The organism is Luteibacter sp. E-22 (genome assembly GCF_049913125.1).
In the GTDB taxonomy this organism is placed as follows: Bacteria; Pseudomonadota; Gammaproteobacteria; order Xanthomonadales; family Rhodanobacteraceae; genus Luteibacter.
In genome coordinates this window covers 1,849,234-1,871,179 of sequence record NZ_CP183975.1, presented here as the reverse complement: position 1 = coordinate 1,871,179, position 21,946 = coordinate 1,849,234, and the positions used below count along the sequence as shown (strand labels likewise).

The 21,946-nt window shown below is 64.0% G+C and carries 19 protein-coding genes and 1 pseudogene; 11 read left to right on the top strand and 9 right to left on the bottom strand.

The annotated features are described in order from the left end of the window. Window positions 1-85 precede the first annotated feature (85 nt). Both ACN9M2_RS08445 and ACN9M2_RS08440 read right to left on the bottom strand, forming a co-directional pair. Window positions 86-844 carry an MBL fold metallo-hydrolase gene (locus ACN9M2_RS08445; protein ID WP_426287642.1) on the bottom strand — a complete coding sequence of 253 codons (759 nt, stop codon included), beginning with the start codon at window positions 842-844 and terminating at the stop codon, window positions 86-88. Continuing rightward, window positions 841-1,569 carry a 3-deoxy-D-manno-octulosonic acid kinase gene (locus ACN9M2_RS08440; protein WP_426287641.1) on the bottom strand — a complete coding sequence of 243 codons (729 nt, stop codon included), beginning with the start codon at window positions 1,567-1,569 and terminating at the stop codon, window positions 841-843. Before ACN9M2_RS08440 ends, ACN9M2_RS08445 begins: the two co-directional genes overlap by 4 nt. A gap of 44 nt (window positions 1,570-1,613) precedes the next feature. Between ACN9M2_RS08440 and ACN9M2_RS08435 the strand changes: the two genes are divergently transcribed. Then, complete coding sequence (locus ACN9M2_RS08435) at window positions 1,614-2,693, top strand: glycosyltransferase family 9 protein (RefSeq protein ID WP_426287640.1); 1,080 nt, start codon at window positions 1,614-1,616, stop codon at window positions 2,691-2,693. Window positions 2,694-2,708: 15 nt separating this feature from the next. On the opposite strand, the gene ACN9M2_RS08430 is transcribed toward ACN9M2_RS08435, so the two are convergent. Then, window positions 2,709-3,113: a DUF6165 family protein gene (locus ACN9M2_RS08430; protein ID WP_426287639.1), complete on the bottom strand. Its 405-nt coding sequence runs from the start codon at window positions 3,111-3,113 to the stop codon at window positions 2,709-2,711. A gap of 45 nt (window positions 3,114-3,158) precedes the next feature. Then, complete coding sequence (locus ACN9M2_RS08425) at window positions 3,159-4,445, bottom strand: Nramp family divalent metal transporter (protein WP_426287638.1); 1,287 nt, start codon at window positions 4,443-4,445, stop codon at window positions 3,159-3,161. A gap of 152 nt (window positions 4,446-4,597) precedes the next feature. Between ACN9M2_RS08425 and ACN9M2_RS08420 the strand changes: the two genes are divergently transcribed. Then, window positions 4,598-5,251 (top strand): response regulator, encoded by a 654-nt coding sequence (locus ACN9M2_RS08420; protein WP_426287637.1) that lies wholly within the window; start codon window positions 4,598-4,600, stop codon window positions 5,249-5,251. Here ACN9M2_RS08420 and ACN9M2_RS08415 read toward each other — a convergent pair. Then, window positions 5,248-7,881 carry a hybrid sensor histidine kinase/response regulator gene (locus ACN9M2_RS08415; protein WP_426287636.1) on the bottom strand — a complete coding sequence of 878 codons (2,634 nt, stop codon included), beginning with the start codon at window positions 7,879-7,881 and terminating at the stop codon, window positions 5,248-5,250. The genes ACN9M2_RS08420 and ACN9M2_RS08415 overlap by 4 nt on opposite strands. A gap of 114 nt (window positions 7,882-7,995) precedes the next feature. Here ACN9M2_RS08415 and ACN9M2_RS08410 point away from each other — a divergent pair, with 114 nt between their 5' ends. The 4 genes from ACN9M2_RS08410 to ACN9M2_RS08395 all read left to right on the top strand — a co-directional run bounded on the left by ACN9M2_RS08410 (window position 7,996) and on the right by ACN9M2_RS08395 (window position 12,739). Next, window positions 7,996-9,321 (top strand): dicarboxylate/amino acid:cation symporter, encoded by a 1,326-nt coding sequence (locus tag ACN9M2_RS08410; protein ID WP_426287635.1) that lies wholly within the window; start codon window positions 7,996-7,998, stop codon window positions 9,319-9,321. Further along, window positions 9,318-10,334 (top strand): alpha/beta hydrolase, encoded by a 1,017-nt coding sequence (locus ACN9M2_RS08405; RefSeq protein ID WP_426287634.1) that lies wholly within the window; start codon window positions 9,318-9,320, stop codon window positions 10,332-10,334. The genes ACN9M2_RS08410 and ACN9M2_RS08405 overlap by 4 nt, the downstream gene beginning before the upstream one ends. 23 nt (window positions 10,335-10,357) lie before the next feature. Continuing rightward, window positions 10,358-11,848 (top strand): OprO/OprP family phosphate-selective porin, encoded by a 1,491-nt coding sequence (locus tag ACN9M2_RS08400; RefSeq protein ID WP_426287633.1) that lies wholly within the window; start codon window positions 10,358-10,360, stop codon window positions 11,846-11,848. A gap of 177 nt (window positions 11,849-12,025) precedes the next feature. Continuing rightward, window positions 12,026-12,739, top strand: a complete 714-nt coding sequence (locus ACN9M2_RS08395) for a hypothetical protein (RefSeq protein WP_426287632.1) — start codon at window positions 12,026-12,028, stop codon at window positions 12,737-12,739. Window positions 12,740-13,279: 540 nt separating this feature from the next. On the opposite strand, the gene ACN9M2_RS08390 is transcribed toward ACN9M2_RS08395, so the two are convergent. After that, window positions 13,280-13,765 carry a hypothetical protein gene (locus ACN9M2_RS08390; RefSeq protein ID WP_426287631.1) on the bottom strand — a complete coding sequence of 162 codons (486 nt, stop codon included), beginning with the start codon at window positions 13,763-13,765 and terminating at the stop codon, window positions 13,280-13,282. Between the two features lie 171 nt (window positions 13,766-13,936). On the opposite strand from ACN9M2_RS08390, the gene ACN9M2_RS08385 reads away from it, so the two are divergent. Together ACN9M2_RS08385 and ACN9M2_RS08380 are read left to right on the top strand one after the other, a co-directional pair. Then, window positions 13,937-15,478, top strand: coding sequence for an FAD-dependent monooxygenase (locus ACN9M2_RS08385; protein ID WP_426287630.1), 1,542 nt, complete (start codon window positions 13,937-13,939; stop codon window positions 15,476-15,478). Continuing rightward, on the top strand, window positions 15,417-16,091 hold the full coding sequence (locus ACN9M2_RS08380; RefSeq protein ID WP_426287629.1) for a TetR/AcrR family transcriptional regulator: 675 nt from the start codon (window positions 15,417-15,419) through the stop codon (window positions 16,089-16,091). The genes ACN9M2_RS08385 and ACN9M2_RS08380 overlap by 62 nt, the downstream gene beginning before the upstream one ends. A 23-nt stretch (window positions 16,092-16,114) precedes the next feature. Here the strand turns inward: ACN9M2_RS08380 and ACN9M2_RS08375 are convergent, their stop codons facing one another. After that, window positions 16,115-16,576 carry a MarR family winged helix-turn-helix transcriptional regulator gene (locus ACN9M2_RS08375; protein WP_426287628.1) on the bottom strand — a complete coding sequence of 154 codons (462 nt, stop codon included), beginning with the start codon at window positions 16,574-16,576 and terminating at the stop codon, window positions 16,115-16,117. Between the two features lie 119 nt (window positions 16,577-16,695). On the opposite strand from ACN9M2_RS08375, the gene ACN9M2_RS08370 reads away from it, so the two are divergent. The 3 genes from ACN9M2_RS08370 (at window position 16,696) to ACN9M2_RS08360 (ending at window position 19,287) form a co-directional block, all read left to right on the top strand. Beyond that, the gene (locus ACN9M2_RS08370) at window positions 16,696-17,073 is read left to right on the top strand and encodes a nuclear transport factor 2 family protein (protein WP_426287627.1); all 378 of its coding nucleotides are present in this window, start codon (window positions 16,696-16,698) and stop codon (window positions 17,071-17,073) included. Beyond that, the gene (locus tag ACN9M2_RS08365) at window positions 17,051-17,635 is read left to right on the top strand and encodes a GFA family protein (RefSeq protein WP_426287626.1); all 585 of its coding nucleotides are present in this window, start codon (window positions 17,051-17,053) and stop codon (window positions 17,633-17,635) included. Before ACN9M2_RS08370 ends, ACN9M2_RS08365 begins: the two co-directional genes overlap by 23 nt. A 182-nt stretch (window positions 17,636-17,817) precedes the next feature. Then, on the top strand, window positions 17,818-19,287 hold the full coding sequence (locus ACN9M2_RS08360; protein WP_426287625.1) for a serine hydrolase: 1,470 nt from the start codon (window positions 17,818-17,820) through the stop codon (window positions 19,285-19,287). A gap of 235 nt (window positions 19,288-19,522) precedes the next feature. On the opposite strand, the pseudogene ACN9M2_RS08355 reads toward ACN9M2_RS08360, so the two are convergent. Both ACN9M2_RS08355 and ACN9M2_RS08350 read right to left on the bottom strand, forming a co-directional pair. After that, a pseudogene (locus ACN9M2_RS08355) lies at window positions 19,523-19,870 on the bottom strand (transposase); the annotation flags it as partial. 292 nt (window positions 19,871-20,162) lie between these two features. Then, window positions 20,163-21,143: a DUF2806 domain-containing protein gene (locus ACN9M2_RS08350; RefSeq protein ID WP_426287624.1), complete on the bottom strand. Its 981-nt coding sequence runs from the start codon at window positions 21,141-21,143 to the stop codon at window positions 20,163-20,165. Window positions 21,144-21,946: the final 803 nt, after the last annotated feature.

Here is a 21,946-nt window from a genome sequence, read left to right as displayed (position 1 = left end):
TTCCCCGGCTTCCTGTCCGGCAAAGAAGCGGAAGGATAACGTCAGCGCCCCGGCGGGGCAAGCGGCGAGGGGTCCGGAGCGAGATCTAACCCGCCGTAGGACGCGGCGGATGCGGCTCGGGCAAGGCAAGCGACTCGCCGGGCCGGGCGATCCGGTATCCGCGTGAGACCAGCGTCTCGCCATCCTCGACGCCGCCGTAATGGTACAGCGCCATGCGTTCGCGGACCTCGGGCGGATATTCCCGCTCCAGGTCGTCCACGCCGGTGTGCGAGGGATTGCCGATCACGCCGCAATCGTGGGCGATCAGCTCACCGTTGGCCGCGTGGATCGCCATCGCCTCGGGCACCGGGCGCGTGTCGCCGGTGAAGACGAAGCTGCCGCGCAACGCCAGGCCATACGAGGTGCCCTGCACGTGGTGGCGCGTGGGAAACACATCGAACCACAGGCCCTCGTGCCAGAACCCGCGCATGCACGGTACGAGATGGAAAGCTTCCCAATAGTTCACGCCGCCTTCGGCCAGCGCGCCGGGATAGTCGGCCACCCTGCCCTGCAACCAGGGCAACAGCGCGGCGTGCACGAAGACCTTGGTGCGCCCGCGCAGCGCCTCGTCGAACCAGAGCCGGAAGAACAACCGCTCCATACCGGCTACGTGGTCCATGTGCACGTGGGTGACATATAGGGCCGGTGGTGGCGCGCCGTAGGCCTCCACGTAGCGGTCGAGCGTGTCGGGTCCGCAATCCACCAGGAGCAACGGCTGGCGATCGCGTTCGAGCACGACCGCCGACGATCCCAGCTCGACGGCATGCGCCGCGCCGGTGCCGAGGAAACGCAGGTCCCAGGTCATGCGCGCAGGCTCCGCTCGTATTGCTCGATCAGGGCCGGCCACCATTCGGCGTCGAAGGTGTCGCCGGCGGCGTCGCGCGCGCCCAGCTTCACCAGCGAGCGTTTCAGGCGGGCGAGGTTCGCCCTCTGCCATCCGGCGGAGGGCGTGCGCAGGCGGCCGCGGTCGAAGTCGATCAGGAAGAGGCCGTCGCCATTGACCAGGATGTTGTGCGCGTTGAGGTCCGCATGCCAGGCGCCTTCGCGATGGAAGCGGGCGATCAATTCGCCCACCCGGCCGGCCAACCCGGCATTGAAGGCGCCATCGGCGAGACGTTCCGCCAGCGTGGCGGCATCGGGAATGCGCAAGGTGATGAGATCGGCCGAATAACGCAGGCCATGACGGACATAGCGCGAGGCCAGGGCCGGAGGCACGGGAAGGCCACGCCGTGCGAGTTCGACCAGGAGGCGGAATTCGCGCGCGCTGCGTGTACGCTGGGCGCCCGTGAACAGGTAACGGTCGCCCAGGAGGCGCGCCACCATGCCACCCCGGCGATAATGCCGGAGCACGGCCTCGCCGGCGGGCGTGTCGATGATCGCCACGCCGCCCCGGCCCCCGGCTTGCGCGCGCAAGGCACCGCGTTCTCGCCAGCGGTGGGGCGAGAACCAGCCATCGTCGACTTGAGGTACACGGGCCGCGTCGAACAGAATCGTGCCGCCCGCGCCCTCCTCCACTCGTTGCTCTGTCATTTGCCCGGCCGCCTTCCGCGGCCACTCATCCGGTAACCCGATCCGTGTCCAGTCTACCAAGCCGTCCACTCCCGCCGGGAGATTCCAGCCTCTGCATCCTGCGCACCTCGGCCATCGGCGACGTGACCCACGTCGTCCCGTTGGTGCGCACGCTGCAGGCCCAGGCGCCGGCCACCCGCCTCACCTGGATCGTCGGCAAGCTCGAGCGGCGTCTGGTCGGCGACCTGCCCGGCGTGGAGTTCGTCACCTTCGACAAGGGCAAGGGGCGTGAAGGCATGCGCGACGTACGGCAGGCGCTGGCCGGCCGCCGGTTCGACGCCCTGCTCCACATGCAGGTGGCCCTGCGCTCCAACCTGCTCAGCCTGGCGGTGAAGGCCGACCGGCGCATCGGCTACGACCAGGCCCGCTCCAAGGACCTGCACGGGTTGTTCGTGAACGAACGGATCGAGGCGCGCACCGGTGAACACGTGCTGGATGCGATGGCCAGCTTCATCGAGCCGCTGGGCCTGAAACAGACCGAGGTGCGCTGGGACATCCCCGTGCCGGAGGATGCCCATGAATGGGCCGCGGAACAGCTGCCGGGCGATGCGCCGACCCTGCTGGTGAGCCCGATGTCGAGCCATACCGTGCGCAACTGGCGCGTGGAACGCTACGCCGCGCTGATCGACCATGCCATGGCGCGCGGCATGCGCGTGGCCCTGGTGGGCGGCCCCTCCGATGCCGAGCGCGGCCTGGCGGACGCCGTCCTGGGGGCGGTCCGGCAGGCACCGCTGGACCTTACCGGCAAGGACACGCTCAAGCGGTTCATGGCCCTGCTCGCTCGCAGCGCGATGATCCTCACGCCCGATTCCGGGCCGATGCACATGGCCAACGCGGCCGGCGTGAAAGTGCTGGGATTGCATGCCGCCAGTAACCCCCACCGCTCAGGGCCCTATTCGGACCGCCGCTGGTGCGTGGACAAATACGACGCCGCCTCGCGGAAGTTCCTCGGCAAGCCAGCGTCGGAAATCCCCTGGGGTACGAAGATCGAGAAAACCGGCGTCATGGACCTCGTCCAGGTCGACGAGATGGTCGACCGCTTCGAAGCCTGCGCCAGGCACCTCCACCTGCCGCTTATCGGCTAGTCGGGCCTGGGCTAATCAGGCCTGGGGCGCGCGGTAATCCTGGTAGGACTTCTCTTCGACCAGGGTGGAGCCGAGCTTGAGGTTGATCTCGCGCTTGATCGCCGCGCGCTCGTCGTTCTCGATATACACGGAACGGGCGAGCTGGATGAACTCGTCGTCGAAGGCCTGGGCGCGCTCCTTCATGCGGATATCGTCCTCGATCTTCCACAGGCGCTGGTTGACCGCCAGCAGGCGTGCCGTTTCTTCGGCGATATCCGTTTCGGACGCCTTGTCGTTCTTCCACGTGGCGTCGAGCAGTTCGAGCTCGTTGCGCACGTTGGCCAGCTTCGCCTCGTCCTTGATCTCCTGCAGCTTGATCTGGAGGATCGTCATCTTGTCGAGCAGTTCGCCGTAGGAAACGGGGGTCTGGATGAGGCTCATGGGATTCTCCGGTCGGTCAGGCGCGGGAGGTTACCAGCTTTGCGGTCAAAGGGAGACGAGACCGAACGTGTCGAGCAGCAACACGATATTGAGGCTGAGCACGATGAGCGAGGCCACGATCGCGGCGAGGGTGACCGCCGGGCGGTTCGTGAACACGCCCATGATGTGGCGGCGGCTGGTGAACCAGACCAGGGCGATCATGGGGAACGGCAAGGCGATGCTCAGGGCCACCTGGCTCAATACCAGCGCGCGCGTGGCGTCCACGCCGGCGATCACCACGGCGAAGCTCGGCAACATCGTGACCGCCCTGCGCAGCCAGAGCGGAATGCGGAAGTTGACGAAGCCCTGCATGATCATCTGCCCCGCCATCGTGCCGACCACCGAGCTGGAGAATCCGGAGGCGATCAGCGAGATGAGGAAGATCGTCGCCGCCGCGCCACCGAGCAGCGGCACCAGGGTCTGGTACGCCGTCTCGATCTTCGCGACGTCCGGATGGCTTCCGTGGAAGGCGCCGGCCGCCATCACCACCATCGCCAGGTTGATGAGACCCGCCACCGACAAGGCGAGGATCACCTCCAGGTTCGACAGGCCGATGATGCGCCGCCGCTCGTCGGTGGTCTTCGGGCGCGCGCGCCGCTCGGTCAGGCCGGAGTGCAGGAACAGCGCATGCGGCATCACGGTGGCACCGATGATGCCCACGGCGATCGCCACCGCCGCGCCGTCCGGAAGGCTCGGCACGAAGATCTGCTGGCCGAGTGAGCGCCAACCGATCGGTGCGATGAACAACTCGGCGAGGTACGCCAGGCCGACCACGCCCACGAGCGCGCCGATGGTCAGTTCCAGCCGACGATAGCCCTTACCCTCCAGGAGCAACAGCGCATACGTGACGATCGCGGTGATGCCCATGCCCACCAGCAGCGGCAGGTCGAACAGCAGCGCGAGGCCGATCGCGCCACCGAGGAATTCCGCGAGGTCGGTCGCCATGGCGGCAAGCTCACTCACCACCCACATGACGTAGACCAGGGGCTTCGGCAGGTGCTCGCGGCAAAGCTCCGCCAGGCTGTGTCCGGTGACGATGCCCAGCCGCGCCGAAAGGCTCTGGAACAGCATGGCCACGAGGTTCGCCATCAGCACCACCCAAAGCAGCGCATAACCATAGCGGGCGCCGGCCTGGATGTTCGTGGCGAAATTGCCGGGGTCGATATAGGCCACCGATACGACCACGGCGGGACCGGCGAAAGGCAACAGGGCGGAGAACCCGCGCCGGTGCCCGTCGAGCACCTCGCGCATGGCCGGTTCTTCAGGCCGCTCGGGCGTGGCCTTCTGAAGCATGCTCAGGGCTCCGCGATGGCGGCGTTGTCGCCGCTTGCGGTCACCATACTACAGCCGCGCCGCCGGCTCGTTCGCCGGCGACGGCGAAGTGCAGGAGACGTGAACACGGAGACGAGACGGACCGCGCGGCAGCCTCGGGCTAGAATGCACCGATGGCCCTGACCTTGCTGATCGCCGACGACCATCCGATGTTTCGCGGCGCCCTGTTACATGCACTCGCCGAACCGTTGCGTGGTGGCCGGGCGTTGGAAGCCGCCAGCCACAGCGCGATGGAAGCCGTGCTCGCGGGTAACGAAACGGTGGACCTGGTGCTGCTCGACCTGACCATGCCCGGCGCGATGGGGTTCTCGTCGCTGCTCTGGCTGCGCGGCGAGCATCCGGACATCCCCGTGCTGGTGGTGTCGTCGAACGACCATCCGCGCAACGTGCGGCGCGCCCAGCAATTCGGTGCCGCCGGCTTCGTCTCGAAATCGGCGCCGGCCGAAGTGCTGCGCGACGCGGTGAACGAGGTGATGAACGGCGGCACCGCCTTCGCCGCCGCGCGTGCCGAACGCAGCGACGACGACGCGCGCCTCGCCGCGCGCCTCGCACGGCTCACTCCCGCGCAGTTCCGCGTGCTGATGCTGATGGCGGAGGGCCTGCTCAACAAACAGATCGCCGCTGAGCTGGGCCTCGCGGAGAACACGGTGAAGATCCACGTGACGGCGGTGCTCTCCAAACTCGAATGCCGCTCGCGCACGCAAGCCGCCGTGCTGGTGAAATCCCTCGACCTCGATGAAGGCGTCGACGGGTCACATCCCGGTTAGCCAGAGACCATCAACAGCCGGCTCATGACCGCGCGCAAGCGGGCCGGAGCCAATGGTTTCACGAGATAGCGAAGGCCGGCCGCGTTGGCTCGCTCGATATCCGATGCGCTGGGCGCGTCGCCTATCAGGACGGTCGGCGGCACATGCTCCCAACGCGCCATCAGCGCCGCGCGCAACTCGTCGCCAGCGACGCCGTCCAGGGGATCTTCCTGCAACAGGATGTCGGGTGCCTCGTCGGTCTCTGCGAAACGCAGCGCGGCGCCGGCACTGCCCGCCGACACCACGTCGCAACCCCACGAAGCCAGTAGCGCGGTCGTGGCCTGGCGCGTGCCGATGTCGGCATCGATAAGGAAGATCCGCTTGCCCGCGAACGGCGATTCGTCTTCACCACGGGCGGCATCCGCCGCGACGGGCGCGCCCTCGCCCGCCAGGGGCACCGTGATGGAAAAGACGCTGCCGTGCCCGGGCCATGAACGCACGCCTATGGCGGCGCCAAGCAGGCGGCCGATCCGCTCGACGATGGACAGGCCCAGGCCCGCGCTGCGGCGATCGCGGTCCACGCCGTTGTCCAGTCGCAGGAACTCGTCGAAGATCGCCCGCGTCTTCGACTCGGGAATGCCGATGCCGGTGTCCCATACCTCGATGCGCACCTGGCCATGCAGCCGCCGCACGCCGAGCAGGACGCGCCCACGAGGGGTGTAGTGGATGGCGTTGGAAAGGAAGTTCTGCAACACCCTGCGCAACAGCAATGGATCGCTGCGAACCACGGCCCGCGTTTCCGCCATGCGCAGGTCCAGGCCACGCGCTTCCGCCAGCACGCCGAACTGCCGGGCAAGCTCGGCGAGCATCGGCCCCAGCGGCAGCGCCACGAAACGCGCCTCCACCGCACCGCCCTCCAGGCGCGACACGTCGAGCAGGCTCGCCAGCATCTCGTCCTGCGTGTCGAGCGCGCTGCGCACCCGCTCCAGCAACTGCCGTTCCTCCGCCGCCAACGATCCGCCGGCCAGGGCGCCAACGAACATCCGCGCCGCGTTCAGCGGCTGCAACAGGTCGTGCACGGCGGCGGCGACGAAACGCGTCTTCGAGCGATTGGCGCGTTCGGCTTCGGCCTTGGCGTCGTTGAGTGCCCGGGTACGCTCGTCCACGCGTCGTTCGAGCGTGCTGGCGAGGGTGCGCAGTTCGCGCGCCGCCGCCTTATACGCGGTGATGTCGGCATAGCTGGTGACGAAGCCGCCGTCCGGCAGCGGATTGCCGCGTATCTCGATCGTGGTGCCATCCGGCCGCTCGCGCTCGTACATGTGCGGGCTGCCGGCACGCAGGTAGTCGAGACGGCGCTGGATCGCTTCTTCCACGTCGCCGGGCCCCAACAGGCCGCGGCGTGCGTTGAAGCGGAACACATCCTCGATCGGCCGGCCGACCTGCAATAGCTCACCGGGAAAGCCGAAGATCTGCTGGTATCGCGAGTTCCAGGCGACCAGGCGCAGGTTCGCGTCCACGACGCTGACGCCCTGCGGCAGGTGTTCGAGATTGCCATGGCCACCCCGGGTCGCCTCGTGGGCGGCCGCTACCACGCTGTCCTGGGCGGAACGCAAGGCGGCCGCGTGGTGCGCGACCATCCGTTCGAGTTCCTCGCGGCTGCGCTGGCGCAGGCGTGCAAGACGAATGCGTTGTTGCAGGAACAGGCCGAACAGGATCAGGGGAAGCCACCCGGCCAGCACGATGAGCGCCGTGTTCCGTCCGGCGACGGCGGCGGGCCGCGCATCGGCCAGCAGATGCAGCGTCCAGTCCTGCCGTGGCAATGGCAGGCTGCGCCAGATCACCTCGTGGCGCAGCGTGGGCGAGTCGACGCGTACGCGCTCCGCACCCTCGCCCGCGTCGCCGAGTGTTCGCCTCACGATGGGAGGCAGCGGGCGCCCGCCGTACTGGCGCGTCTCCTCGATCGAGGCGGCATCCCTGGGTGCGAGCGGAAGCAAGGTGCGATACATCCAATCGTCCGGCCGATTGGCGAGGAAGACGACACCGTGCCGGTCGGCGAGAAGCACGATGTCGTCGCCACGCGACCAGTCGTCGCGCACGTCGTCGAGGGTGATCTTCACCACCACGACACCGACGTGCCTGCCGCTCTCGTCGTCCACGGTCCGGGCGATGAAATAGCCCGCCACATTCGTGGACACGCCCACGGCGTAGAACGTGGCCCGGCCATCGCGCATCGCGTCCTGGAAATACGGGCGGAAGCCGTAGTCGAGGCCGACATTGCTTTCCGGGGTGTTCCAATTGTTCGCCGCCAGCGCGCGGCCCTGGCGATCGAGCAAGGTCAGCGTCGAGGCATGCACGGCGCCATTGGCCTTGACGAGCTTGGTATTCAGCGCCGGCGTATCGATCGCCGACGAAGGTCCTGAAAGCGCCGCGCGAAGCTCGGGATCGAGCGCGAGCACGTCAGGCAGTACGGTGAAACGGTCGATCAGGCGCTGCACCGCCAGCGCATGCAGGTTGAGCCGATCGGCCGATTGCCTGGCGATGCCGTCCAGCGCGCGACGCCACGCCCACCACCCGCCCGACGCCGCGGTGACCGCCATGGCGGTCACGAGGGCAAGCAGCCAGAGGATGCGGATGGCGCGCGGTCGGGGCATGGGTTCCATCCTCGCATGTCGGCGGGTTCCCTAGCCGGAATGTGCTATGGGCTGGATGGCACGCAGGGGCTACAAATCGGCACCGCCCTTTCCGGGCGAAACCGTCGTGCCGCCATGTCCGTTCGCCCCGTCGCCACCCCCGCCCCGCTGCCCTTCTATCGCCAGACCTATGCACAGGTGCTGCTGGCGATCGCGCTGGGCGCGGTGCTGGGCCACTACTGGCCCGCCTTCGCCGAATCGCTGAAGCCCCTTGGCGATGCCTTCATCAAGCTGGTGAAGATGATCATCGCGCCGGTGATCTTCCTCACAGTGGTCACCGGCATCGCCGGCATGCCCCATTTGAACGCCGTCGGCCGGGTAGTGTTGAAGGCGATGATCTACTTCCTCGTCTTCTCCACGCTCGCGCTGGTCGTCGGGCTTGTCGTGGCCAACGTGGTTCAGCCGGGCGCGGGCCTCAATATCGACCCCACCACGCTGTCGACGAAGGAAATCGCGACCTACGCTTCGAAGGCGCACGACATCTCGCTCACCGGCTTCCTGCTCGACATCATCCCCGAGACCGTCGTCGGCGCCTTCACCTCGGGAAATATCCTGCAGGTGCTGCTTTTCGCCGTGCTGTTCGGCATCTCGCTGACCCTGGCCGGCGAGCGCGCACGGCCGGTGGTGGCCTTTTTCGAGGCGCTGACCGAACCGGTGTTCAAGCTCGTCCACCTGTTGATGAAGGCGGCGCCCATCGGCGCCTTCGGCGCGATCGCCTTCACCATCGGCCGCTACGGCATCGGCTCCCTGTCGAACCTGCTGTTCCTCGTCGCGACCTTCTACCTCACCTCGCTGCTGTTCGTGCTGGTGGTGCTCGGCGCAGTGGGCCGCCTCGCCGGGTTCTCGATCTTCCGGCTGCTGCGCTACCTCAAGGCCGAATTGCTGCTCGTGCTCGGCACCTCGTCGTCCGAAGCGGCCCTGCCCTCGCTGATGGAGAAGATGGAACGCGCCGGTTGCGACAAATCCGTCGTCGGCCTCGTCGTGCCCACCGGCTACTCGTTCAACCTCGACGGCACGAACATCTACATGACCCTGGCCGCGCTGTTCATCGCGCAGGCCACCAACACACCGCTCACCCTGGGCGAACAAGTGGCCCTGCTGCTGGTGGCGATGGTCAGTTCCAAGGGCGCGGCAGGCGTTACCGGGGCTGGCTTCGTGACCCTCGCCGCCACGCTCTCGGTCGTGCCGTCGTTACCCGTGGCAGGCATGGCATTGATCCTCGGCGTCGACCGCTTCATGAGCGAATGCCGTTCGCTGACCAACTTCGTCGGTAACGCCGTGGCGACGATCGTCGTCGCCCGCTGGGAGGGCGCGCTCGACCGCGAGGCGCTCGACGACGCTCTTTTCAATCGCGCCGGCGACGGCGCCACGCTCATCGCCACACAGGGGGAACAACCATGAAGCTACTCCGCGCCACGCTCATCGCGGCGGTCGTCCTCGCCGGCTGCGGCCAGGCCATCGCGCAAGCCGCGCCGGATGCCGGCAAACCGGTCGTCATCGACCTGTGGCCGGGTACGCCCCCCGGTGGCGGTGGCCCCCGCGGTCCCGAGCGTATCGGTCAATCGGGCACCGGCGTCGGCGCCGTCTCCAACATCAGCCGTCCGCGCATCGAGGTGTACAAGCCCGCGCGGCCGAATGGCGCGGCCGTGATCCTGATCGGTGGTGGCGGTTACTTCCGCATCGGCATCGGCCATGAGGTCATGCCGACGGCGAAGTGGCTCGCCGCGCTCGGGGTGACGCCGGTGGTGCTCTATTACCGCCTTCCCGCGGACCATTGGCCTGCGGTCGCGCCCTTCCAGGATGCGCAGCGGGCGTTGCGCGTGCTTCGCGCCCATGCGGCGGAGTTGGGCGTCGACGCGAAACGCGTGGGCGTGCTCGGCTTCTCCGCGGGAGGCAACCTCGCCGGCATCGCGGAGACCCGTTTCGCCGACAGTTTCTATCCGGCCGTGGATGCCGCCGATGGGCAGTCGGCACGTCCCGATTTCGCGGGGCTCATCTACCCCGTGGTGTCGTTGCAGAAGCCTTTCGACACCACGCGTTCCAGTCGCGAGCTGTCCACGCAGGCCGACGCCGTGCAGGCCTATTCGGTGGAGTTGCATGTATCCCACGACACGTCGCCCACCTTCCTCGCCCAGGCCGCCGACGATCCCATAGCGAACGTCGGTAACAGCCTGGTGATGTTCGACGCACTGAGGAAAAACGGCGTCGACGCGGAACTGCATGTGTTCGACAAGGGCGGCCACGGCTGGGGCCTGGGCGATCCGGGTTCGGCGGTGGCGGCATGGCCGCGCCTGTTCGCCGCCTGGGCACGCCGTGCCGGCTTCTTCTCGTCGGTGGACACCGGCCCCTTCGCGATGCCGACGGCGGCGCCTCGTGCTCCCGCTGCCGACGATGCCGGTCCGGACGACAACTGATCGCCATTGACGAGACCCATGCCATGAAGACAAGCAAGTCCCGCCTCTATCCGGCGATCGCCGCCGTGCTGTTCGCCAGTGCTTCCTCGCCGCTGCTGGCCGCCGACCACGTAACCAACGCCGAACTGCTGAAACTCATCAAGCAGCAGGCCGCGCAGATCGACGACCTGAAAAAGCGGCTGGCCGCCGTCGAAAACGAACGCCATCCTGCCGCCGCCACAACGCCATCTGTCGCCAGCGCGACGGCGGAGACGCCGGAGGATCGCCACCAGGCCCAGGTGGACGCCGCCATCGCCGATACCCGCGAGAGCGAACTGGCGCTGACGATGGCGCGCGGCGCCACGACCACGTCTTCCGGCGGCGGAGCACGCTGGGGACGCGGCGGCGAAGCCGGCCCCACCTTCCGAAGTGACGACGGTTTCTTCACCTTCAAGCCCGATGGCCGCCTGTTGCTCGACTTCACCCGCACCAAGGGTTCCGACTACGACACCCGCAACATCAGCGGCGCACAGATCACCAGCGCCCGGCTGGGCGGCGAAGGTACGATCGGCAACATCGGTTATCACATCGAAGCCGACTTCGCCGACAACGAAGTGGCGCTACGCCAGACCTACCTCACCTACACCACGAAGGTGTTCGGCAATACGACGAAGTTCTACCTCGGCAACTTCCTGAAGGACCTCGGCACGGAGGGCTCATCCGAGTCCGCCCGCGTGCCCTTCATGCTGCGCAACGCGGCCACGGCGGTAGGCCAGCCGGTCATCAGCTACTTCGGCATGGGCGGCCAGATGCGCATGTACGGCAGCAACTGGCACTACAGCCTGTCCGTGAGCGGCAATGCGCCGAACAGTTCCACCTCCGGCACACACACCGACACCACCACCTACCTCACCCGCGCGCATTGGAATCCCTGGAAAAGCCAGGACGGTTTCCTGCACGTCGGTGCCTGGTACTACTACGAGAAGATCAGCGACGGCGTCACCAGCATCAACAACACGCCGGCCATCGCCCTCGACTACAACGACAACCTCGCCGTCTCCGCCAGTTCGATCGCGAATCCGACACAGGACCACGGCAAGGGTTTCGAACTCGGCGGGGTGATGCGCAACGTCTGGATGATGACCGAGTACGGCAAGCGCACGATCGACTCCAGCACGGCCGATTCGGTTAGCCGCCACGGGTCGAGCTTCGCCGCCGGCTGGATGATCACCGGCGAGGCACCGGGATTCTCCAGCCGCTCGGGCAGCTGGAAAGCGGTGAAGGTAAACGATCCCGTCACCTCCGGCGGCTGGGGTGCGTTCGAACTGGCCGGGCGCGTCGACCACTACGACTACACGGGCGCGCCGCGGGGCGGCACCGGTAAGAGCTACACGCTGGGCCTCAACTGGTACCTCAACGACTGGTCACGGCTGATGCTGAACTACATCCACTGGAATACCGACAACAAGGTCGGCAGCTTCCAGGGCCCGGATTCAGGCAACTCGTTGGGGGTCCGCGCACAAGTGGTGTTCTGAGCCGGGTGCGGGAGGGGGGCGGGTGAAGCGCGGTCTTTACGTCATGGCCGCGCTCATATTCCGCTGCCGCGCGCTGCACCCTCACGGCCACTACCAACTCCCCTACATATCTCGCATCGATGAGGTGATGAACTGATGGAGCCATGCGCAGCGCATGACTCACAAAGGGACTCCATCATGAAACTCCACATCGCATCGGTGGCGATCGCTATCGTCATAAGTACAGCCGCTCATTCGTCACCGCAAACGCCAGCCGGCATCGCATCGAACTTCTTCCCCAAGGCAGGCCATTACGGCGGGATACCCGCACCTGAAGGCCCACTTGCCACGATACTGCCCGAGTTGAAGAAGCAAGCTCGGGCCGGCGATCTCTCCGCCTATGCCTCTGTCTATGCAGGCTTATCCAGATGCAGGGCTCTGCGTGCATACGGGCCTGAGGAGACCGCGATCGAGTACTGCTCAGGCGTGCAAGAAAGCGACATCGCCGATGCCGGCGCGTGGCTCTCCACGGCTGCCGACAAAGGCGACGAACGAGCGATGTATGTTTTCTCCATCGCTGGCGCTCAGGAATTGCGGACGAGTGACATCACCGCACGCAGCAAGTCAGCTCGATTCGATTACCGATCGCGCGCCCTCACATACCTCACCACGCTTGCCGAGCACTGCAATGTCGATGCTATAGACGCCATCTACCGGCAAAAGGTTTCGGGGGGTGACGTTTTCGACAAGGACATGCCGGGCGCCTACCTTCTGCAACGCGAACTCGTCGTCCTGTATCCGGGCTTGCTCTCCCTGGATGAGCGCGCAGCGGTGGCGAGCCAGATTTCGACTGCTGAAGTTTCGTGGGCCGACACGGAAGCCAGCATCTTTCTGAACAGCCGCTGCCGGTAAGGAAATGACCATGAGAAAGGAAGTTCTCGCAGCGATCTGTTTAATGACTAGCGGCTATGCATCGGCCACCAACTACGTAGTCAAAGACATATGCCCGACCTGCGCGCTACAAACGCCCGTTCCAGATCCCATTACTCAAAGCACTCTTGTCCACTGGTCTGGCGAAGAGCGCTGGTTCGTGCTCGCTCAGAAGTTTGTAGAAGAGGGTGACACTGTGACGATTTGCAACGCATCCTGGTGTGTAAAATACGTGCGTGGCGCAGGGCAAACGTGGTTCGATGGCGTAGCTACGAAGAAAATCCTCCACACGGGCGGCGGCAAACCCTGCACTCCTCACGACCCTCCCCATGGTTCCGGCGGTGGTGGATTTGGTGGCGGGCAAGGAAATCTGGGCGGGACGGTTACGGTCGGACCTATCTTGCACCGTGGGAAAAATCCGTACGGCGAGACAAGAGCGCCGACGATGAGACTGTGCATGTAGAAGCAAATGCCCCGCGATACCTGCGGGGCATCCACGCGCTCGCTGTGGCGTGGGCTCATCTATGGTTTCGATAAACCCGCATCCGAGGCACCGCGACGCGACGCCGCGATAGCGCGCTCCACATCGATGGCGTTGCCTTCGGGGGGTGACGGCCAAACGCTATCGTTCTCCTGCGGAACGTCATCGCTTCCGATCGCTACATTTTCCGCGCCCGCGGTTTCCATCAACTCCCGCAACACCGTCTCGCTCCATTCGCCGCCGGTCGTGACCCTCACCACGGATTTGCCGAGTGCTTCGGGAGCGTCGGGTGTAACCGAGCGATCGGAGGCCAGGCCGCGCCTGGCTGAACCTGGTTGCCTGTTGCGTCCGAGGTGGCTGACATTGGAGAGGACGTTGGACGGCGCGTTCGAACTGGCCGGCGAATCACCGATGCTTTCATCGGTGACGACGACGATGCGATCGCGCGGCATGCCGCGGCCGAGCATCTTGTCGACGATGGCCGCGGCGGAGAACTGGTTGAGAAAGTAGCCGGTGACGTGATGCATGGCGATGCCTGTTCGGGGAGACCACACCACTACACCCGGGCCGGTAAACGTCGCGTCGCCACGCTGTTTACATGGTTGCGGGCCTCTCGGAAACCAGACGCCGGCCCTTGACGACACCCCCTTTCCTGCCAAAATGACCCAAAAGTCATTAATGGCGACGGAGGGTGCACCATGCTTGACGTACTCGTAGTCGGCGCAGGTCCCACCGGCCTCGTCCACGCCCTCTGGCTGCACGCGCAGGGCGTCAGGGTCCGCATCATCGACCGCACCGGGGAACCAGGGACGACGTCCCGCGCGATGGCCGTGCAATCAAGGACGCTGGAGCTCTACCGCCAGCTAGGACTCGCCGACGAGGTGGTGTCGGCTGGCTTCCGCACCCCGGCCATGAATATGTGGGCGCGGGGCAAGCACCGGGCCAGGGTTCCCTTGCAAGAGATCGGCACCGGTATCTCGCCACACCCGTACATCCTCGTGTATCCCCAGGATTTCCACGAGAAAACGCTTGTGGCCAAGCTCCAATCCTTCGGCATCGAGGTGGAGCGCAACACGGAACTGTTGTCCCTTGAAGACAAGGGTGAGCACGTCGAAGCCCGCCTCCGTCGTGACGACGGCACGGAGGAAATCATCTCTGCCCGGTATCTGGCTGCCTGTGACGGGGCAAGCTCGACCGTTCGCAAGCAACTCGGCATCGGTTTCGAGGGCGGCACCTATCAGCATGTGTTTTATGTGGCTGACGTGGATCTCTCCGGACTCGACAACACGGGTGAGGCCCATGTCGCCCTGAATGGCGAGGATTTCGTTGTCGTGTTGTTTTACGACAGCAGCGGCAAGGCTCGGCTCATCGGCACGGTTCGGGACGAACGGGCGGAGCACCCGGAAAACCTGACCTTCGACGATGTCGGCCACGAGGCTATGGCGAGCGTCGGCATCCACGTTGACAAGGTCAACTGGTTTTCCCACTACCGGGTGCATCACCGTGTCGCCGACCGCTTCCGCCAGGGCCGCGTGTTCTTGATGGGGGACGCGGGACATGTCCACAGCCCGGTCGGCGGCCAAGGCATGAACACGGGCATCCTCGATGCCATCAATCTCGCCTGGAAGCTGGCGGCCGTCATTCACGGGCAGGCGCCCGACGCCCTTCTCGATACCTATGCCACCGAGCGACAGGCGTTCGCCCACGAACTCGTGAAGACGACCGACCGGGTCTTCAGCTTGATCACCGCAGACGGCGAATTCGCCAACCTGATGCGGAGCTACGGCGTGCCATTGATCGCCGGTGCGGCGTTCAAGATCGGCAGTACGCGAGAGATGCTCTTCAAGATGGTGTCGCAGACAGGCCTGGCATACAAACACAGCGCATTGAGCGAGGGCCGCGCCGGCGACGTCGAAGGAGGCGAGCGGCTACCTTGGGTGAACGTCGACGGGCAAGACAACTTCGAACCCCCGCCCGTCATCGGCTGGCAGGTGCATGTCTACGGTACGGCAACTCCCGAAGTGAGAGCCTGGTGCGTGCAGAACGGTGTGACACTACGGCAGTTCGCATGGGCAGAAGAGCATGGCAAAGCGGGCCTGAAGCAAAACGCCCTCTATCTGCTTCGTCCCGACACATGGGTAGCGTTGGCCGATCCCGAAGGTTCGGCCGATACGCTGGATGCCTACTTCACATCGCGCTCTTACATGGTCGGAAAAGAACAAGGCAGCATCCGTGACTGAAAGAGAACCGAAGTGGACCCGGCGCAAGGACGCCCGTCCCCAGGAAATCATCGAGGCCGCCATCGATGAATTTGTCGCCAAGGGCTATGCCCAGACCAAACTGACCGACGTGGCGAAGCGGGCCGGCGTGGTCAAGGGAACGATCTACCGGTATTTCGAAACCAAGGCGGACCTCTTCCGTGCCGTGGCACGTCACCTCGCCTCTGAAAACCTCAAGGCCATCGAGAACGCGCCCGGCGCCACGGATGTCGACGCGCTGACCCTTCTTCCCATGGTGTTGGCACATGTGGCCGGGAAGATGAGTGATGCAAGGTTGCCGGGCATCGTGAGGATGGTCTTGCTTGAGGGCCGGACGTTTCCGGACCTTGCCAGCGTGTGGCATGACGAGGTCATCGCCAGGGTGGCTGGTGTCCTGACAGGTGCCATCGAACGCGGTCAGAAGGCGGGAAGCATTCGCGCCGGTGATCCGGGTTTGATGCTGTTTTCCGTGATGGGGCCGATGTTGATGGGGGTTCTTTTTCGCGAGACGTTTCCGGGGAGTCCGCTTGCGCCGGATCTGCATGTGCTTGGTGCGCAACACGCGGATGTGCTTGCGGCTGGCCTGCGTGTGTGACTGCTTGGTGGTCCGGTTGAACTCTATGAGTTGTCTGGTGACGCCGCCGCGCCGGTGATCTGATCGAGGTTCGCGATAAGCCGGTTAAGCAAGTTCACGAGTTGCTCCGCTTCGTCTTCCGTGAATCCATTCAACGCATCACGATTCCCTTTGAACAGGGTTTCGATGGCGTCGGGCATGCGGCTCTGCGCGGCCTTCGTGAGGACGATACGGCTGCTTCGGCCATCTTCCGGATGGGGCGTTCGGCGAATCCATCCGTCACGCTCCATGCGAGTGAGCATTTGCGCCATCGGCGGCTGTTCGACCTTGGCGAAACGGGCCAGGTCGCGTTGCGTGCTTGCCTTCCCATCCCGCAACGCGATCAGCACCGGCAATTGACCGACGCCGAATCCGAGGGGCTTGAGACGTGCCTCGCTCAGGCGGGCGAATCCTCGTGCCGCAAGGCTGATGAGGTGTCCTGGGGTTGAAAGCACGTCATTTTTCATTCCACTCACCTTCTGTCCTGATTGACGATCAACTATATATGTACGTATATATGTTGACGGATGAGTTGGCAACTGCGGCTTATCCGTTCACTGACGGTCGCCTACCTTGAGGAATTGGCATGTCGGAAAACTACACGAAACTTATCGAGCGCCTCTACGACCGCTTTAACGCGAGGGACATAGACGGCGTGCTCATCGAGCTTGCCGATGATGTCGCCTGGGCGAACGGCATGGATGGAGGTCATGTTCACGGGCATGAAGCCTTGCGTGACTATTGGACGCGGCAATGGTCGGTCGTCAGCCCGCACGTCGACCCCGTGACGTTTCATGAAACGGACGATGGCGTCGTCTCGGTCGAGGTGATCCAGACCGTGTTCGATCTTGATGGGCTGCCGCTAAAGGGGCAGACCCATGGGCTGAAGGACAAGACGGTGATGCATGTGTTTCGGGTGGAGGGTGGAAAGGTTGTGCGCTTTGATATCGGCCGCCCCGGATGACGAGCGCCACGAATCCCTGTTCGACCAGGGGATAGCAATATCGAGCCAGTTGAGACCGGTCGTCGCCAAGGCGAGAACGCTCGCACAGATCAGGATCGGGCGCACCATCTTCACTCAATTTAGCGCAAAATGCCGTCCGGGTATTTTTCCCATGGTCATAAAGGCCAGGAATTCACAGACCGGCGCGGAGTCCCGTTGGGGGAGGCACGATATGGCGTACGAAGGAAGTTGCCATTGTGGCGCTGTGGCTTTTGAAGTGAGCGCCGAAATTCCGACCGCGGCAATAAGCTGCAACTGCTCTCATTGCCGCCGCAAGGGCTTTCTGTTTTCCTTCGTTCCTTATGATGATTTCTCCGTCATAAAGGGAGAGGATCTGCTCACGGATTATTATTTCAACAAGCACGCCATCTGCCATCGGTTCTGCGCGATATGTGGGTGCCAGCCATTCGGGCGGGGGAAAGGGCCGGACGGTCGGCAGATGGCTGCGATCAACTTGCGATGTGTTCCTTCGGTGGATCTCGACGCCCTGGCCATACAAAAGGTGGACGGGGCAAGCTTTTGATGGCGTGACAGGCCGCGGATACTTGCCGCCTCTCGGACACGGAAATCATAAGCCCCAGCGGACGGACGTCCGGCATGGCAACCTTTTGTCTCCCCCACGCATCCGACCCGGCAATGACCTCTGCCGCTGCTGTCGTGACGGTGAGGTTCCTGCACTACCGCCGCCCCGCCGGAGGAACCGCCATGCCATTCCGACTGCCCGTGCTCGCCCTGCTGCTCTGGACCATTGCAACAACCGCTGCGGCGGAAGAAGTCACCCCGGACGCGACCCAGGCTCGCATGGACCGGGTGTTCCAGCGGCTGGGCACCGAGTTCGTTGCCACGGGTCATACCGACGGCATGTCCATTGCCGTGGTCAAGGACGGCAAGGCGCACTTTTACAACCTCGGCACGACGACCCGTGGCGAGGAACGTCCGCCGACCGAAGCATCGGTCTATGAGATAGGCTCGGTCAGCAAGCTCTTCAACTCGCTGGTCCTCGCCCACGCGGTCCTCGAACATCGGATCGACCCGCAAGCCGATATCCGTCGCTACCTGCCAGGGGATTATCCGGGACTCGAATGGGACGGGACCCCGGTGCGCGTCATCGACCTTGCCACGACGACATCGGCTCTTCCCGATAACCTCCCCAATCCCTTCCCTGTCGGGGCAGACCCGGATAAGGCGCCTTTCATTGCGACACAGGCCATGGAGCGGATCGGGCCAGACCAGGTGTTCGATGAACTGAAGACAGTCAAACCCAGCCGGAAGCCAGGCACCGTGCCCCAGCACTCGAATCTCGCTCCCGACCTGCTCGGGCGGATTCTGGAGAGAGTCTACGGCGAGCCATACGAAGCCCTCGTGGCACGCTACATCGAGCAACCGCTCGGCATGCAGCCAGGGACCGGCAAGACCCGTGCATCCGCAGAGGTCGACGGCTACAACAAGCGGCACGTGGCCATGCCGCGCATGTATGAGCGCGCGTTTCTCATGGCGGGTGGCCTGCGTTACAGCCCGGCGGACATGGCGAAATTCCTGACCGCGGAACTCGCTGCCACCGACCCCGCCATCCGCCTGACCCAGGCGCCAGCATGGGGCAATCTCGACACGTTCGCGGTCGGCTACAACTGGACACTGAGCCGGACCATCGACGGCAAACCGCGGCTGCGCACCTCGGGCAGCACGTTTGGTTGCTCAAGCTACATCGAACTGTATCCGGCACTCGGCTACGGCATCATCCTGCTGGCCAACCGGCCCGGGGAAACCCAGAACGAGATGCAGGCGCTGGCAAACCAGGCGCTTCTGGAAATCTGGGGCAAGCCCCCTGCCCAGGTTGCGCTCGAGCAGGCGCTCGATGCCGATGGTTATCGAAATGCCTCCCGCGTCGTTACCGCGGTCAAGCGCAAACATCCAGAACTGCACCTGACCGAGGATTACGTCAACACCTGGGCGTACCGCCTGCTTGGCGAAGGCAAGGCACAGCAGGCCATCGGCCTCTTCCGTTACAACACGGGGCAGTGGCCGACGAGCTGGAATGCCTTTGACAGCCTGGCGGAGGGCTATGAAAAGCTCGGCGACAAGCAGAACGCGATTGCCAACTACCGCAAGTCGCTGGCGCTCAATCCCGATAATCGGCATGGTGCGGAGCATCTGCAGGCGCTGCAAGTGAAGTGATTGGCATGGTGCTTTCCGGACAGTATCGAGGATAGAGAAGCAGCTATTCCGGTGTTGCTGCGCATCCGCCCAAGCCGGCCGTATCCGGTGAGCGGGTGCGAAGGCGGCACACACGGTAGTGCGGAAGTCTCATCAGGGCCTCGTGTGACCCGATTTATGCCCGACGACTAGATTTCCGCCAATTCTTTTAGCCGGCGGAGAGGGTGTGACCTGCCCCCGGCAGCCGTACCAGCGATCACTGTGAAAGTCCGGGGTTGAAGGTTACTGCGTTGACGTCCTGATGTGCACGGTGGTGGGCAGCGAATTGCGATGGTGGGATGCGGCCACAGCTGCTATGGGGCCGAACCTCGTTGTAATCTCGACGCCAGCTGCCGATCACGTCACGCGCTTGGGTCAGTGACGTGAACCAGTACTCGTTGAGACATTCGTCGCGGAACTTGCCGTTGAAGCTTTCGATATAGCCGTTCTGTGTGGGGCAGCCCGGTTCGATCAGGATGTGCTCGACGCCATGCTGCTGCGTCCAGGCGATGAAAGCGCGGCTGGTGAACTCGGGGCCGTTGTCGGTGCGTACGGCGCGTGGATACCTCAAGACGGCGTTCAACCACATGGTCTACAACAACCTGATGGACAACCTGTCCCCGGGCTATACGGACCGCGTGCAACGACGCATGGCGGAGCGCAATCAAACGAGCTGGTGGGAACCTGGCGACAACCTCCCATCACGCGCACTAGCGTTCGGTAGCCCATAAGGGGTACCAAATCCCAGGCGCATATTCCGGCCTGGGTTCGGCCCCTCCAGCCTGTCATGGGTGCTGGCGGGGCCTTTCTTACTTGCACGACTCGGCGACGTTCGTCCATTCGCCTCGGGGCGTTTCTTAGCTAATCACTCTGAGGACGGAATACAGGGTTTCGTCGGCACTCTTTGAGATGATCTTGCCCATCGTCACTTTGCAACCATGAGACGCCAGTTGAGATCCCACCATTTGCAAGAGCGCGTGATGCGCCTTGACGTCCAAGAGTCTTACAACCTCGGCACCCAACGCCGTCAGCTTATACGAAGGAATCGCTACTTCACGCCTCGGCCTAGGCGGTTCAATATGAAGCAGATGATCTCCCTGATAGATATCAACAGGCTTTTCATCTATGGGAAAGAGCGCCAAGGTCAACTCCGTCGGATAAAGCAAACCAAGTTCCGTAAGCGAAAATCTTCGCTCAAAGCTAAACGACCCACCGAACTCCTTCACGTCGACTGCGGGAATAAACCAGCGGTCACCGCCAGTCATCACGAGAGATGACACGTTATCAATCATCCTTGCTTCGCTGATCGAAAGTCCCTTGATGAACTCCATCGTCCTCAGCGAGAAAGAACCAGGGCGGAGCACCTCGCCTGCAAGTAGCTTGGCCCAAACCTTCTGCATTTCCTCCGACGAGACGTCTTCAGCGTACCGGAAGAAACGGTTGATCCAGTCCTGTTCGACATTTGCTGAGGACACCGCCTCCTCACCGATCAACTGCCCGGCAGCGATCGACGTAATTGCCTCGACGTTCTCTTGCCGCACCTGCGACTGAAACGATTCCCTCATCGCCTCAGTTTGGCCCGCGGGTATCGCACTGACGTAGCCAGGTACACGCTCCGGGGCGACAACTTCGACTGCGCCGTCGCGATACGCGATCGACAGACCGGTCTCTCCGGACACCCTCTGGATGACCGCCGCGAGTTTTTCGACCTCGTCAACCTTGGCTCCGGTCTGCTTGCGCAAAAGATACGGCGCACTGACTTTCCCGACGCCGCGGGAGATGACGTCGATCAATTTGGCTAATGGCTCGCCGAATCCGGTAAGGTCCTTGATTTCCATCGTTCCCTAGACTCCCTATTGACGTGAAGCACTTCGACCCTGACGGGCTTCGGTATCAATAAATATATAGGAGCAGAAGCGATGGCCGGGAACAAGATTTAACAGAGGACTCACGGGCTCGGCCGGCGGGCGTCAGCAGCTTTGCCAGCCCTTCGCGGGATCGTAAGTAGGACGAAGATTGGTCGTGAGAATACCAATCCAGCCGCCATCCGGGCCCATCCCGGGCATCACCGCTCCAAGTTTCTCCGAGCGCTCAAACGCCTTCCACGTGACCAACGAATCAGGCCCCAGGTCGCCCAAGTCGGATAGGACGAGACCGACTGCCAAGAAGGGCCGGACGCGTCCGCAACAAGCACAAGATAGCCTTTGTGGCGCTCCTCGCGAATGACATCCACTACGAGCGCCAAGTGCTGTGTTCCTACCGTCACCCTAGTGCCGGTGTACTTGCACTCCATCTCGAAGGCGTCTCGGGTCGACTTGAAGTGGAGCGGGGTAGATGCGGGTCGCTTACGAAGAAAGCGCTTCCACATGCTTCTTCTTTTCTGAGTACAGTGGCCGCAACGTAGCCGCAAACCGTGATCGTCGCCGCCGAATTTTGCAGGGGTCAAATCGTGGGTAAAAGAAAGGCCGCTCATTGAGCGGCCTTTACTTTCAGAGCATTAGCTCTATTTCTGGCGGAGAGGGTGGGATTCCAACTGCATCTCACACAAACCGTCAGGACACCGTCGTTGACGCCAGGGGCAGCCAGGAGGTGTGTGTCCTCTCTGGTTGACCTATCGAGCGCACAGGCTAGCACGTCGAAT